At 38.0% G+C, this 15,111-nt stretch carries 11 protein-coding genes; 4 read left to right on the forward strand and 7 right to left on the reverse strand.

Going from position 1 to position 15,111, the window contains the following annotated elements:
- The 4 genes from CXF89_RS16080 to CXF89_RS16095 form a co-directional block, all read right to left on the reverse strand.
- Positions 1 to 1,102: Nramp family divalent metal transporter (locus tag CXF89_RS16080; RefSeq protein ID WP_145990830.1), on the reverse strand; the 1,102-nt coding region annotated here is incomplete at its 3' end.
- Between the two features lie 504 nt (positions 1,103 to 1,606).
- The gene (locus CXF89_RS16085; RefSeq protein ID WP_121955167.1) at positions 1,607 to 2,869 is read right to left on the reverse strand and encodes a valine--pyruvate transaminase; all 1,263 of its coding nucleotides are present in this window, start codon (positions 2,867 to 2,869) and stop codon (positions 1,607 to 1,609) included.
- A 135-nt stretch (positions 2,870 to 3,004) separates the two neighbouring features.
- Positions 3,005 to 3,664, reverse strand: coding sequence for a glutathione S-transferase (locus tag CXF89_RS16090; protein WP_121955168.1), 660 nt, complete (start codon positions 3,662 to 3,664; stop codon positions 3,005 to 3,007).
- Positions 3,665 to 3,677: 13 nt separating this feature from the next.
- A complete protein-coding gene (locus CXF89_RS16095; RefSeq protein ID WP_121955175.1) occupies positions 3,678 to 5,972 on the reverse strand; it encodes a peptidase U32 family protein in 2,295 nt (764 codons plus the stop codon).
- A 506-nt stretch (positions 5,973 to 6,478) separates the two neighbouring features.
- Here CXF89_RS16095 and CXF89_RS16100 point away from each other — a divergent pair.
- The 3 genes from CXF89_RS16100 to CXF89_RS16110 all read left to right on the forward strand — a co-directional run bounded on the left by CXF89_RS16100 (position 6,479) and on the right by CXF89_RS16110 (position 10,814).
- Entirely contained in the window at positions 6,479 to 7,588 is a 1,110-nt protein-coding gene (locus CXF89_RS16100) for an endonuclease/exonuclease/phosphatase family protein (RefSeq protein ID WP_121955169.1), read from the forward strand.
- A gap of 412 nt (positions 7,589 to 8,000) precedes the next feature.
- Positions 8,001 to 10,205: a tetratricopeptide repeat-containing diguanylate cyclase gene (locus CXF89_RS16105; RefSeq protein WP_257983233.1), complete on the forward strand. Its 2,205-nt coding sequence runs from the start codon at positions 8,001 to 8,003 to the stop codon at positions 10,203 to 10,205.
- A 189-nt stretch (positions 10,206 to 10,394) separates the two neighbouring features.
- Positions 10,395 to 10,814, forward strand: coding sequence for an MAPEG family protein (locus CXF89_RS16110; protein ID WP_121955171.1), 420 nt, complete (start codon positions 10,395 to 10,397; stop codon positions 10,812 to 10,814).
- A 130-nt stretch (positions 10,815 to 10,944) separates the two neighbouring features.
- Here the strand turns inward: CXF89_RS16110 and CXF89_RS16115 are convergent, their stop codons facing one another.
- Both CXF89_RS16115 and CXF89_RS16120 read right to left on the reverse strand, forming a co-directional pair.
- Positions 10,945 to 12,792 carry an ABC transporter ATP-binding protein gene (locus CXF89_RS16115; protein WP_121955172.1) on the reverse strand — a complete coding sequence of 616 codons (1,848 nt, stop codon included), beginning with the start codon at positions 12,790 to 12,792 and terminating at the stop codon, positions 10,945 to 10,947.
- A gap of 140 nt (positions 12,793 to 12,932) precedes the next feature.
- Positions 12,933 to 13,769 (reverse strand): hypothetical protein, encoded by an 837-nt coding sequence (locus CXF89_RS16120; protein ID WP_121955173.1) that lies wholly within the window; start codon positions 13,767 to 13,769, stop codon positions 12,933 to 12,935.
- A 246-nt stretch (positions 13,770 to 14,015) separates the two neighbouring features.
- On the opposite strand from CXF89_RS16120, the gene CXF89_RS16125 reads away from it, so the two are divergent.
- Positions 14,016 to 14,420 (forward strand): GFA family protein, encoded by a 405-nt coding sequence (locus CXF89_RS16125; protein WP_121955174.1) that lies wholly within the window; start codon positions 14,016 to 14,018, stop codon positions 14,418 to 14,420.
- A 6-nt stretch (positions 14,421 to 14,426) separates the two neighbouring features.
- Here the strand turns inward: CXF89_RS16125 and CXF89_RS16130 are convergent.
- A partial coding sequence (locus tag CXF89_RS16130) for a class I SAM-dependent methyltransferase (RefSeq protein WP_121955176.1) occupies positions 14,427 to 15,111 on the reverse strand: 685 nt, incomplete at its 5' end.

A 15,111-nucleotide genomic window follows, 5' to 3' on the forward strand; every position in this document is an offset into this window, starting at 1 on the left:
TTCCCATAACCCCTTTTTGATTAACCAGCCATACAAGGTAGGTGCTAACAATAGGAAGTAATAAACCGTTAGCCGCTTGTGCGAATATAATTACCGCGACAGGGTCTAAACCGAGTGACGCCACCGCAGCACCAAACAATAAAATAACAATAGCGACGCCTTTAAAGCGCGTGTTACCCATATCGTTTGACCACCCTAACATGCCACACACAGCATAAGCACCGGCAAGCGGCGCTGTAATAGCGCTTGTTAAACCTGCAGCAAATAAGCCAATAGCAAAAAAGTAATGAGCGGCGTCACCAAGCAATGGCTCTAGCTGCACGGCCATGTTAGCCGCACTAATTTGCCCCGCATCGGTGCCATAAAATGCGACTGAAGCTGTAGATAAAATAGCTAAAGTGATCACACCGCCTAAGGTGATTGATAGGCTTGTATCAACATTTGTTTGTTTAATCACTTTTTGCATATCGCTGTTACTGTCGTGTCTAGCAGCGAGTACGCCGGAGTGTAAAAATAAGTTATACGGCACAATGGTAGTGCCAACTAAAGCTAGTATGGTTGTAATCGAACCCTCAGGCATACTAGGAATAAAACCTGCAAATACATCACCCAGTGAAGGGGCTGCCATTACAAGTGTTGAGATAAACACTAAGCTCATTAAAATAACGAGTAAAATTAGCGCGTTTTCAACTACTTTATGTTTGCCGCTATAAAGTAAAGCAGCACTTAAAAAAGCAATTAGTGGTGTCCATAGTTGAGGACTAACTTGAGGGAATATTTCAATTAATCCCATGCTAGCGCCACTTAAGTTACCCGCTTCATAAGCTGCACTGCCCACGCCAATGGCGCTAATGACTAAAAATATAGCTAAAGATTTAAATAAAGGCGTTTGAATATGTGCTCTGAGCGCTTGAGCTAAATCTTGCCCAGTAGCAACGCCAAGGCGCGCCGCCATAGATTGTAATAATATAGTGGCAACTACTGAAAACAGTAATGTCCATATAAGTGCAAAACCAAAGTTTGCACCTGCCACGCTGGCGGTAGTAATGGTACCTGGTCCAATGAAGGCAGCGGTGACAAGTAGTCCTGGTCCTAATCGCATAATTGACCTTAATAGTGCTATTGCATGTTGCTATTTAAAGTTACATCTAACGTTTAAAACCAATATTTATACGCGATGCCTGTAGTGTTATTGCTGCCACTTAAACTAAGTGCCCTGCAGCGATAGTCGCCCCTTGACTGGTTCTTTTTTAATAAGCATATGTTATACCAATCCGCAATAATACTTAATCAATTTGAGGGATTAAATCTGACGCTAACTGCGTTAAAAATTTCTGATATACGACTGCATGGATGCAGGAGGTAGAGCAATGCAGGAGCAATTAGTGATAACAACTAAATAACGAAATTTTTGCCTGGTTATCGACACGATTTTCTCACCTCAGAATAGATCACTTAATTAAGCGAATTACTATTAAAAAAGGTCGAGTAGGATACCAACTTGTATATAAATTTAAAGGGGATACAGTGCGTTTACATGAATTTTAAACGAATATATAAGCGAGTTAAATGACTGATGCCGATATTAATATCGGCATCAGTATATTTACTTTATTAGGTTTTTAATCGCTTCTAAGCCTTTTTTTAGGGTATCTGCATCGGTAGCATAGTTAATACGAATACACTCGTGCTTGTGCGCCCAGCTATCGTCAATGCCGATAAAAAAGTTGTGACCTGGGATCACATACACGTCTTGCTCTTTAAGCTTTTGATACAACACCTCGCTTGTCATTTTTGCATCTTTAAACCACAGCCACATAAAAAATGCGCCTTCAACTTTGTGCAAATAAACAGGCAGTTCGGCAAATACTTCATCAAACAATTCAATCGCTATGTGTGCTTTATTACGATAAAAAGGCAGTACAACATTGCGGCACAGTGGCAGTAGTTCGTTGTCGTTAATTAAGCGTGTCACTAAGCTTGGGCCAATACTATTTGGCGATAAAACCATACTGCCATTTACGCGGCCAATTGCTTTAATAATCTCATTGTTTGCAACCACAATACCGCTGCGTAAACCAGGTAGGCCAAGTTTTGAAAGTGACATACATAAAATAATATTTGAGTTCCACGTTAGGTTTGCATCGGTATAAATACAGCCAGGAAAAGGGTCGCCATAGGCATTATCAATAATAAGTGGAATAGCGTACTTATGTGCAAGCGCATCCAAATGGCGTACTTCTTCATCGGTAATTACGTTGCCGGTAGGGTTTGTAGGACGTGATACACAAAGTGCACTAATACTACTGTCGGTTGCTAATACGTTTTCAACTGCGTCAAAATCAATCACATATTTAAATTGTTTTGAGCCATTTTCAGTATTTAGAATTTCGATATCAGGCTTTATGGCAACAAACATATCAGCCGATAAACCTTGATCGGCATAACCTATGTACTCTGGCGCAAGGGGAAATAAAATCTTTTTATGGCTGCCATCCGGCATTTCACCTGCCAACATATTAAACAATACAAAAAAGTTAGCTTGGCTGCCATTACCAAGTGCTACGTTATCGGCGCTAATATCCCATGCGAACTCTTTACTTAGCTGGCCAGCTAATGCAGCTCTAAACTCGTCGTTACCAGTCGGGCCGTCGTAAAGGCCAAATACCTGCGATACCTTGTTACTGGCAACGAGTTTTTGTAATTCACTTAAAAAAACCTCATTTACTTGTGGTACTAGTGCGGGGTTACCGCCACCCAGCATAACAATATTAGGATTGTTGCTGTTTTTAGCACCACCTAAATCTTCCATTAACTGAGTAATGCCGTTGGGTTGTGTGAATTTAGTGCCAAAGTTTGAGTAGTTCATAATGCATAGCGTTTGTTAGTAATGGGGAGGGCAGTATAGCGTAAATAAAGGGCTTAAATTCGATGATGAGAATAATTCAATGCTTAGCTTTGTAGCTAGCTATGACAATAAAATTTCTATAAAACAAAGGGTAAGTTAAGGTTTTTTAACGCCGTACAAAAACTCTTCGCCGCAGTCCATATACAAATCGAATTTGGTCATAACTTTGGTGAACATGGGGGCGTGTAAAAACTCGTTTAACCATGCGCGTACATGCGTGTATTCACTTTGTAAGTACCAATGTTTATCTACACGGGCAAACTGTCTAATAAATGGCAGCAGGGCATAATCGGCTAGACTTTTTTCATCGCCCATTAAGTATTTATGCGTGGTTAGTTTTTCTTCAAATTGCTTAATAAATTCTTCGCAGGCTTTTTGGTAATAAATTTGTGCCATGTCTTTTGTGCGAGCATAAAATTTGTACTTTTCGAGCACGGGTTTAAATTGCGTGTCGTTTAGCTTAATTAATTCAAGCATGCGCTCAAGTGCTAATGGGTCTTGAGTATGCAGTAAATTATGCGGATCGTTTTGCTTTAAAGCCCACAGCATAATATCTAGGCTTTCATCTATAACTTGATTATTCGGCAGTAATAAAACAGGCACCGTGCCTTTTGGCGATATTTGCAAAAGATGCGGTGGCTTATTTTTAGTTTTTATAGCGCGTAGTAACACGTGTTGCTCTGCCATTAAAATACCCATTCGTGCGCGCATTGCATATGGGCAGTGTTGTAATGAATATAATAATGGCAATGTCATTTTAATACTTACCTTAGCTATTTAAGCCTTCAACATATTGCTGACGGGTTTGTACTTTTACTAAGCTATTTAGATGCTCAACCGCTTGTGTTTGGCCGTTAACTAAATCTTGGAAGTGCGTAAGTAACACGGCTTTATCGAGCTTTTCTTTATCGCCTGAGCCAATGTCGGTTAAATCAATCATAAACTCGTCAAATTTGTCGGCAAAGTCACTCACTATATCCATGTTTAAAAATTGCTCATGGTTGTAAATACTTGGGTAGCCGCCTTTTTGTTTATCAATGGCAAAGCTAATGCCTTTTACATTGGTGACGGTGGTTTCTTTTTTACAGCTCAACATACAGCTTGCGTCAATACGTGGTTTTTTACAGCCTACCGTTTGCTGGAAAAAACACTGTCGGCTAGTCATCATTAGTATTGGATGATAAATGCTGTACATCATTTTAAAGTTGTTAGGGCGTTTAATATTACGCATTTGTGGTTTGTTTATTTCGTTTGAAATAAACGCGCCTTTTGCATTTAAATCTTCTTGTAGTGTTAGTAACGCGTAAGAATTTGTGGTGTTTAATAATGGGCCTGCAATCCAGTCAATGCCCATTTGCACTGCTTTAAATGCAACGCCTGTGTTGTTACTAATAATAAGCTTAGGTTTTACAACCTCGAGCAAACGGACTGCTTCTTCAAAATCTTTACCAATTAATACCGCCGGGAACCACGGAATTAACTGCGGGTGCTCTAAAAATACGTTGATGTATTTATCGTTATCGGTTCTAAAGCTCTCAGGTAATTTAAAGTAAACATCGCCATCTGTTAAATCACATAGGTGAACGTCTTTTATGTCCGATATTAAAATAGAGAGTGTTGTTTTGTTTTTATCTGCTTTTTCGTGGTTTACTAGTTTAGGCAGTTCAACAGGCGCGAGTACATCTTTGCCTTCGTTTAATAAAAACGCGACTTGCTTTTTAATACGGGCGAGCTCTTTAAACGGAATGCTTAAGTTGTCGCCTAAGTTTGAGTAATCCATATTTTTAATTTCAAAATTAGCATTACTAAAGCTTTTAAAGCGTTTATCAATAGCAGCAATATCAACAACCGATTTATCGGCGGTTTGCATAGGCATTTGCGATTGAACTTCAAAGCGTAGAGGCTCTTTTTCGTTTTTATTCGAAAGCGTAATATCGTTTTTATCTTCAATAATTATGTTTACAGTGAATGGCTGATTTAATTGCCCTGTAAATTCTAATGTAAGCTCGCGCTTTGAAATATCTAAAAATTCAATTTTCTTTTTAACTAACGAATCAATTTCACTTTTTTGAGTGGAAAGCTCTTGCTGTGCATCGTAAATTTGCACGACCGAAATTGCGTTGTTTTTTTCGTTTGCGTGATCAAAACTATGGTCGCGCGGGTTATCGGTAAACATGTTTTTGGTCATGTCGCCGGTTAAAAACTTATTAGTAAAGTTACGGTTAAACACTTTATACAAGCTAGAGTCGTCTTCAATTAAGTTACCGGTTTGTACAAAGGTATCTATTTGTTTGCGCCAGCTATCAATCACTGTATGTACGTAGTTAGCGCCTTTAATGCGGCCTTCTACTTTTAACGAATCAACACCTGCAGCTACAAGCTCTGGTAAATCAAAATAAGCTGAATTATCTTTTAAGTTTAACGGATGCTTGTTACCCATAGCCGTTGGCTCGTATTCATCACGACACGCTTGCGAGCAGCGACCACGGTTACCCGAGTTACCCACACTTACTGAGCTTGAATAACATTGCCCTGAAAACGCAATACATAAGGCGCCGTGTACAAATACTTCGGTTAATACGTCGCATTTATGCGCTACGTCGGTCAGTATTTTAATTTCAGTTAAGTTAAGCTCGCGCGATAAATTTACACGTGTAGCGCCAATGCGCGCTAAAAACTCAACTTGTGATTCGTTATGCGTGGTTAACTGAGTTGATGCGTGAATATGCAAAGTAGGAAAGTGCTTTTTAACTATATTGAATAACCCTAAATCTTGCACAATAATACCGTCGAGCGTGGTATTTACTAGCTGATTTAATAGCTTAAATAGCGCACCCATTTCGTGCTCTAATATAACTACATTTAGCGTTAAAAAAATCTCACAGCCGTATTCATGGGCTAGGCGAAGTGCGCCGTTAAGCTCATCAAACGAAAGATTAGATGCTCGGTTACGTGCATTAAAGGTATCTAACCCACAATAAACCGCATTAGCACCGGCTACAATGGCGGCTTTTACCGCGTTTACATCACCGCCTGGGGCTAATAGTTCAATCTTTCTACTCATTACAACTTCACTTCGCTCATATTTAATTGCCGCGAATTTTATCTGGTTAAGCACGTTAATGCTATTTATTGAGAGATATAATAAAGACTAATACCAATTCGCTTAATTAAGTGATCTATTTTGAGGATGGAAAAACGTGTTGATAGCTAGGCAAAAAATTCGCTATTTAGTTGTTCTCCGCAATTGCTCCTGCATTGCTCTACCTTCTGCATCCATGCAGTCGTAAATGAGAATTTTTTAACACAGGTAGCGACACGTTTAGCCCCGCAAAATGATTAAGTATTATTGCGGATTGGTATAAAATAAAAGAGTGTATAAAATTACAATTAAGCTGGCTGATTTATTACGTAAACATGTAATAAAATGATAGTTTATAAGCAAGCAACACTTTCAACTTTACTTAGGCGATACCCATCAGCAATCAAGATCTTAAACAGTTAGATACAGATTTAAACAGTGAAGAATCTGTAATTATTAACACCCAACTAAAAATAGCCACATTTAACCTGTTTAACTATCTTGAGCCACCCAATGCATATTATGAGTTTGAGAAAATTTATACCGCGCAGCAGTGGGCTAAAAAGCAGCGTTGGATTGTTGATTACTTAACAGAGCATGCCCCTGATGTGATTGGTTTTCAGGAAGTGTTTAGTATTGATTCGTTAAAAGAGTTAGTGGGCGGGCAAGGTTATGATTACTTTGCGGTGGTAGATACACCAGAGGTGATTGATGATTTTATTTATAAGCGCCCCGTAGTGGCGATTGCCTCTAAATATCCCATAGTTGAAGTAGCAGCGGTTGAACACGATAGTGAGCTTGCAAGTACGCTTGGCCTTAATAGTGAGTTTACTTTTAGTCGTAAGGTATTGAGAGCGACCGTTACTTTACCGCATATAGGCAATACTGATTGTTATGTGGTGCATTTTAAATCTAAGCGCCCGATGATTAATGTTGATGAGCATAATAAAGAGCTTACGCCCGAGCAAAACATAATTGAGATTTTAAAAGCGAATGTAGCGGGTGGTTGGGGCTCAACTATTCAGCGTGGCAGTGAAGCTACATTGCTAATGATACAGATGATTACTCGCCGCGAAGCTACGCAACAACCCATGCTATTAATGGGGGACTTCAATAATGAACTTGCGGATGGCGTATTAAGCCATTTACTGACGAGTACGCTACGCTTTGCACCTGCGTTTGATGCTAAAACCTACTTAGCTAAATATTGTTTAAATGATTCATGGGATTTGTTTGTTAAGTCGCAGCTAAGTAATGATGAGGTTTCTAGCGATGAAGCAATAACAAACGATGTACAAAGTGATTGTGTTAGCAGCAACAGCGAGATTGTTGATTCAGCGGATAAAAGCCAAGTAAAAAATATAAATATAACAAAGACAGCACCGTTAAGGCCGCCAACACATTATTATGGCGCGAGCAGCTCTGTGCTTGATTACATTTTATTGTCGTGTGAGTTTGACGCCAGTTACGATGACAGCTTTTTTGAAGTAAGCGCGTATAACACTTACGACAGGCACTTAATAAACCCCGAATATGAGCGTGATGATTTAACTACCGACCACGGTGTTGTATTGGTTACCCTTAAACTAAGAAGCTAGGTTTTCTCATTTAATAACTTACAGCGTACGATTAAGCTAAAAAAGAATTAGGCTGCAATATGCATAATTATGCTAAATTCATAAATTAACAATTACCCATATTGCAGCGAAACTTGACCTGCAGTCTTTATGTGTATATTTTATCGCCAGAATTTTTGCATTAAATTAATAACAAATCACTAAAATGGTAAATATGGAATTTTACACTTACTCGTATCACACGCGAAAGATGGACTTAACTTCGCAAGTACACACTTTCTTCGTAAATCGAATTTATAATTTTAAATTGTTAGTGAAAGCTTTGCTTTTTGCTTTGTTTATTAGTTTAAGTAGCGCTTACGCGCAAGAAACCACCTCATACAGTTTAATCAATGAATCTAATGCAGGGCTGCTAAAAAGAGCCGAATTACTTATGGATACTGACGTTATAACAAGTATCGAACTAAGTAAGGCGTTGTTGTTACAAGCGCAAAGTGCTGATGACACGTTAATCAGCGCAAAACTACATAACTTATTAGGTAAAGCGAATAAAAAAAATAACAATATTAATGAATCGCTTCATCACTTTTCACAATCCTCGGCTTATTACAGCAAATTAAATGATTCACGCAACCAAATAAAGGCGTCTATTAATTATATAAAAATATTATTAGAAGAAAAACGTTATGACGAACTTACTACCCGCATTGAAACTTTATTACCAACAACCCTTGTGTACGGCGATGATTTTTTTATAGCGCAAGTGCTCCTTACTAAGGGGGATTCGTTTTATGAACAAAAAAAATACAATGACGCGATCACGCAATATTCATCTGCTTTAAAATACCTTGTAAATAAAGACGAACAAATACAGAAACAGTTAGGTGAAACGTATAAAAAATTAGCTCAGTCGTATAAGCGTCTTGAAAATAGAGAGCAAACGGCTCATTTTTATACCAAAGCTTTAGAGATATATACTAATTTAGATGATTTAAAGTTAATGGCGCATACATTAAATACACTAGCAGAAGCGCAGCGCTATTTAGACAACTTAGTTTTAGCCCTTGATTACTCCACTCGTGCATTAGAAATACATAAAGAAATTGACGATCCTGTTGGCTTAGCTAAAGCATTATTAGGTGCTGGTATTATTTATCGCCATATCAACCTTTATGAAAAATCACTTAAGCATATAAATGAGGCATATTTATATTATAAAAAAGTAAATAACGTGCTTGGGATTGCTAAAACATCGAATCAAATGGGGCTGCTATACACTCGATTAAAGCAGTTTGATCAGGCCGAGATTTTCTATCAAATAACTATCGATTTGCCAAAAGGTATGGTCGAGGAAAAAACGCTCGCATCAGCTTTAAGAGAAATGGCTGTTATTAACTATGAGTCTGGCGATTTAGTATCAGCGATGCAATATGCTAAAAAAGCTTATGTAACTTATAAAAACAAAAATCTTACATCCTACATTTCTATAACTGCGCGTATTATTGCTAATATTTATCGTGCCCAAGGGAATAAAAACAAGGCTATAGAGTATTACAAAGAGTCGTTGTCGTTCGCCAGAGAAACAGGCAATAAGCTTTATGAGATAAAGTCGCTAACAGCGCTTGCGGGGATTTTAATTGGTATTGATACAAATGAGGCGATTTCTTTGTTAAAAAGGTCACTCGCTTTATCAACCGAAATAGATGATAAGTTACATATGCTATACGCTTATCGTGAAATTCGAATAGCAGAAAAACAGCGTGGACGCTTAGATGAGTCACTTCGTTACGCGGAAGAAGAAATAGCCCTAACCGAAATAATTCAATACGAAAGAGACGAAAGTAAGCTTGCTCTTGAAAAAGCACATTTGCACTTGCATAAAATGGAAGTAGAGCTGGAGACATTAAGAGAAAAAGAAAAACTCCATCAACTTGAGCTTGAAAAGAAAAACAATGAAATTGAAATATCAGGCCAAGCTAGGGTTATATCAGAGCTAGAGCTTGCAAAAAACAAATACGCGAGTATTGCGCTCGCATTTTTATTAGCCGCTTGTTTAGCTATTGTTTTATTGGTTTATCGAAGCTTTATTGCCTCTAAAAAACGTAATGAAGAGTTAGACTATTTGGCCGCGCGAGACCCTTTAACCAATTGTTATAACCGCCGTATTTTATTTGAGATTATGAATCGCGACTTTTTGGATTTACCTCAGATTGAAGAATATTGTATTTTAATGGTCGATATTGACCATTTTAAAAGCGTTAACGACACCTATGGGCATAGCATTGGCGACACAGTACTTTGTGGCGTTGCCAGTCTTTTACAAGCTAATATACGTAAAAGCGATAGCGTTGCCCGTTTTGGTGGCGAAGAATTTTGTATTATTTTACCCAACACGACTCAAGAGCAAGCAATACGTATTGCTGAGGCTATTCGTATTAAAGTAGAAAAAGCGATATTTGATGATATTCCTGTTACGTGTAGTTTTGGGGTTACGTCTATTAAATTTAAAGCAAGAACACCTTCTGAGTTAATTGAACAGGCCGATTTAGCACTTTATGAGGCTAAATCGTTGGGTCGTAATCAAGTTGTGTTGTGGGATTGTTCGTTTGAAGAGTTTAAGCTTTTTAGATCGGAGTAAACCCAGCAGTATACAGCTCATTTTTGATGTTATTTTTAAAATCATAACAAGTAAATTTTATACAACGCCGTGAGTTACTTACATATGTAATTAGGCTTATTAAATTAACCCTCTAAATATCAGTGTATTAACTTAGGCTTTAAAATTGCACTCTAAACTAAGTTAAAAAACAAAATAAGGGATTTAGTAATGACTGAAGTTGCACTTTCGGCCTATTTGGCATTTTACCTCTATTTAATTATGTTGCTTGTACAGTGGGCTGTGGCTACGTTTAGCAAAGCTAAAGAGCCAAATGCTGTGCCAGGTAAAATTGACGAGGATTTATCGCACGGCAGCTTTATATTTAGAGCGCATAGTACGTTTCATAATACGCTTGAAAACAGCGCATTATTTATAGGTACGGTGTTATTTGCGTTTGTAATTAATTATCAAAGCCCGATTTTTGCAATGTGTATTTGGGTGTACTTAATTGCGCGTTTAATTCACATGGCGCTGTACTACGCTATAGCAACGGAGAAAAACCCAAGCCCACGTAGTTACTTCTTTTTAATTGGTGTGCTTGCTAATGTGGTTATGCTGATAATGATAGGGTTAAGACTAATCTTTTAATTTATAAAAAAGTTATAAACTCTATTTATAACTTTAAACAAAAAAGCGAAGAGCCTTTAAGGCATCTTCGCTTTTTTGTTTAGGTAGCAGCAGAATATAAACCACGTCTACAGTAAGGTAATATTAATGGCTAATCGACGCCTATAAACCCACCCGTTTGGTGAGTCCAAAGAGCGGCGTAAATCCCGCCTTTAGCGATTAGTTCTTCATGAGTGCCTTGCTCAACTACGCCGCCGTCATCAAGTACAATTAATCTATCCATTTGTGCAATGGTTGAGAGCCTATGCGCTATCGCGATTACTGTTTTGCCTGTCATTAAATCATCAAGGCTTGCCTGAATTGCTGCTTCTACTTCAGAGTCGAGTGCGCTTGTGGCTTCGTCGAGTATAAGTATTGGAGCGTTTTTAAGAAGTACACGTGCAATAGCAATACGCTGGCGCTGTCCGCCCGAAAGTGTAACACCGCGTTCGCCTACCTGTGCATCAAAGCCTTTGTTGCCTTTGCTATCTACCAAGTCGTTTATAAACTCAAGCGCCTTAGCTTGTTTGGTGGCGTTGATCATCTCAGCTTGCGTTGCATCGGGGCGACCATACAAAATATTGTCTTTTACTGAGCGATGAAGCAGGGAAGTGTCTTGCGTAACCATCGCTATATAACGACGTAGGCTTTCTTGGCTTACATCTGTGATGTTTTGCCCATCAATTTTTATTGTTCCTGAGTCGGTATCGTAAAAACGCAGTAATAAGTTAACAAGCGTTGATTTACCTGCACCAGAGCGGCCGACTAAACCAATTTTTTCACCAGGTTTAATGTTTAAGTTTAAACCGTTCATTACAGGGCTTCGATTAGTCTCGTTTGCAGCTTTGCCGTAGTTAAAGTGTACGTTGTTAAACTCAATGGCACCTTGGCTTACGTTAAGCGTATCAGCATTTGGTTTATCGGCAACTTCAATAGGGTTAGACAGTGTTTTCATGCCATCGGCTACGGTGCCAATATTTTCGAACAAGCTGCTTATTTCCCACATGATCCATTGCGCCATACCGTTTAATCTAAGCGCTAAACTAACAGCAACTGCAATGGCACCTGCGCTAATTGCACTAAGCGACCATAAATAAAGTGATACAGCGGTAACCGAAAATACTAATAAATAATTTAAGCTTTGAATAACAAAGTTTAAGCTGGTTACCAAGCGCATTTGTTTGTACACAGGCTGTAAAAATACATCCATGCTTTGTTTTGCGTATTGCTCTTCACGCTGGGTATACGAAAACAATTTAATAGTAGAAATATTTGTGTAGCTGTCAACAATTCGGCCGGTCATTTCTGAGCGCGCATCGGCTTGTGAGCTGGCAATTCTTTTAAGGCGCGGTACAAAATAAAGCTGTACGCAAATGTATAAAACTAACCAAACCAGTAAAGGGATCATTAAGCGCCAATCAGCTTCGGCAACTAAAAATACCATTGAGCCAAAATAAACCACGATATACATTAATACATCGAGTAGTTTGGTCACTGTTTCGCGAACGGCTAAAGAGGTTTGCAATACTTTGGTGGCTATTCTTCCTGCAAACTCATTTTGATAAAAGCTCACACTTTGGCGCAGTAAATAACGATGCGCTAACCAGCGAATCGACATAGGGTAATTGCCCAGTAATGCTTGGTGCAAAATAGCAGAATGAAAAAATACGACTACGGGCAATACCAGTAAGAGCATGACAGCCATTTTGATAAGTTCTGATTTTTGCTCTACAAACAAGGTTTCGGGTGTGTAGGCCGTTAACCAATCAACAAGCTGCCCCATATAGCTAAATAAAGAAACCTCTAAAATAGCGAGCATGGCGGCGCTGATTGACATTAGCACCAACGACAGTTCCATTCCTTTGGTGTAGTGACGACAAAAAGCAAATAAAGTCGAAGGCGGCTGAGTAGGTTGATCCTCAGGAAATGCTTTTGTCATTTTTTCAAATAATCGATACATTTTAAAAACTTAAATGGCAAATAATGGTCGCTATTATACCATTTAAGTATTTTTAAATGCAGGTTTGTAAGTTATTAATTGTGAATATGGTAGAGCGTTATTAATATAATTTAATACTTTTAAAAGTGCTTTATTTGTTTTTATAGCATTGGATTATTTAGGTTTGTACCTTTGCTCATATATAAATCGTCATATCTGAGACCACCATTACCATAAGGTTTTTTAATTGGGCCTGTATTACAGTTTGCTAAAAAATATATAAGAGGTTGTTCGCGCTTCATTCTAAATTGTGCATTTTTATACACCAGTGTTTGCTTGCTAAATTCCCCACCTTTTACGTAAACATCATATTGCTGACCTTGCTCTGAGGCTGCTGCGTTATTAACAACATACCATACGTCGTACCAGGTATTTGTTTGCAGTGGCTTGGCCGATTGTTTGGTAGTGTAATTTTGAATGTTGCTATACCCGCTGTCGGTTTTAACCATTAATGCGCCATCGTTTACAAGCCCGTTTGATTCTGTTTTATCGGTTACGCGAAGTGTTGGTTCAAACGCATCGTACGCATGTTTATTAATTAACTCTGGCGTAAGGTTGCTTAACCCAAAAGCATGGTTATTAGGAAAAGCAGCCACGTTTATACGCATATAAAATGTGTAGGTGTCGCCAACTTCAACCGCTTGTGGAAGCTTTGTATAAGAAAGCGCTTTACGATTTCCTACAATACCCTCAGCCGCAGGCTTTTTTAGTAAATAATGATTTGTTGATGAGTTTGCTTGTTCTGGTTGTATAACTGTTATTTGTGGATTTTTAACTTGTGGTTTAGTTTCATTTTGAGTATCGACACTCTGCCACTTGCTAAGTGAATTTTCAAAGTCATCAATAAGTAGCCAATCGCTCGATGTATTTTTTTGAATAGTTGAACATGCTGATAGCGTGCTAAACAAACATAGAATTAAAATGTGTTTGGAAGACATAATTGGCTCTCGTAATATTATTGATATTTGGTTAACCAATTTAAGTTTTGGCTATAGTTTTTACTGGGAGTTATATAACCAATTTAATTTTTTTATGTCAATCATTAAAAAATAGGTAATGGCGTGGGAACTGCGAAGATACAAAAATTATTATTCCATTCAAAAAATTAACCAGTAAACTTATCCATTAAATCAACTCAGCAAATTTCAGCTGAGTTTAAAATAATTTAATAGTTAGGACGTTTTATGTATACGGGTTCGTGTTTGTGTGGTGAGGTAAATGTTGAGGTGTCGGGTAGTATAACCAGCATTATCCATTGTCATTGTTCACTGTGCAGAAAAAACAGCGGGACTGCATTTGCAACCAATGGCTTTGTAAATACAGATGACTTCACAATAACTAAAGGGCAGGCACTACTTAGCGAGTATAGTTTTAAAGTAGGGCGTACTCGTTACTTTTGTAAATGTTGTGGCTCGCCGGTTTACAGTAGCAACAATGATGACAAAAGTAGAATACGAATTCGTTTAGGAATATTTGATAGCGATATTACTGAGCAGGTTTTATCGCATAATTTTGTTACGTCTAAAGCTAACTGGGAGAAGCTAGAAACAAGCTTACCGTGCTATGAAAAACATGAACCTGGACGGTAACGCGTTTTATTCAATGTGGTAAATGCTGTTAATACTTTTATAAAGGTTTGGCGCAAAATTTATAAACACAGATGAGTTTCGTATTTCATCAACGTTTATGTGCATTAATGTTTGCTGGCTTAGTATGATCACTATATTTTTGTATTCGTTAAACTCTATTATCGCTAAGCACTTAAAATGTTGCCTTAAAAGTACTAAAAGCATTTGCAGCTCTTGGCCTGTTTGTGGGTTTAAATTAATGATTACTTGCGTATTTTGCTCACTGCAGCGATTTATATTTTGCCAAAAGCTATCGCTGGTTAAAAAAGGCTGATGATATTCACCACTAAAAATATCGATAGTGATTACGTTAAAGTGATCAGTGCATTGGGTAATATATTGCTCGGCGCATTGTAAATAGCTGCTGTGCTTAATTGGTAACTTAAAGTGCTGGGCAGCAATTAAGGCAATGCTTGGGTTTATTTCTACCGTGTTAAATGTATTGATGGTGTTTATGTAAGGCGTATTACTTTGTAAGTGATACATAATTCGCTCAAACCCTGCAGTGCCCAAGCCTAAATTTAATATATTTAGTGTATCTACCGGTTTAAGTAAAAATAACATCATACACTGGTTTACAGGTACTATTACTTGCTCAGGGTGTATGAGGTTCATAACGCCTTGAACTGTTATGTCTTCATTGGTTTTTTGT

It is taken from the genome of Pseudoalteromonas sp. MelDa3 (genome assembly GCF_002863625.1).
Taxonomy (GTDB): domain Bacteria; phylum Pseudomonadota; class Gammaproteobacteria; order Enterobacterales; family Alteromonadaceae; genus Pseudoalteromonas; species Pseudoalteromonas arctica.

Coding starts and splice junctions, on each gene's coding strand:
- CXF89_RS16095 (WP_121955175.1), bottom strand. CDS start 5,972: ATGAGTAGAAAGATTGAACTATTAGCCCCAGGCGGTGATGTAAACGCG.
- CXF89_RS16120 (WP_121955173.1), bottom strand. CDS start 13,769: ATGTCTTCCAAACACATTTTAATTCTATGTTTGTTTAGCACGCTATCA.
- CXF89_RS16110 (WP_121955171.1), top strand. CDS start 10,395: ATGACTGAAGTTGCACTTTCGGCCTATTTGGCATTTTACCTCTATTTA.
- CXF89_RS16105 (WP_257983233.1), top strand. CDS start 8,001: ATGGATACTGACGTTATAACAAGTATCGAACTAAGTAAGGCGTTGTTG.
- CXF89_RS16085 (WP_121955167.1), bottom strand. CDS start 2,869: ATGAACTACTCAAACTTTGGCACTAAATTCACACAACCCAACGGCATT.
- CXF89_RS16125 (WP_121955174.1), top strand. CDS start 14,016: ATGTATACGGGTTCGTGTTTGTGTGGTGAGGTAAATGTTGAGGTGTCG.
- CXF89_RS16115 (WP_121955172.1), bottom strand. CDS start 12,792: ATGTATCGATTATTTGAAAAAATGACAAAAGCATTTCCTGAGGATCAA.
- CXF89_RS16090 (WP_121955168.1), bottom strand. CDS start 3,664: ATGACATTGCCATTATTATATTCATTACAACACTGCCCATATGCAATG.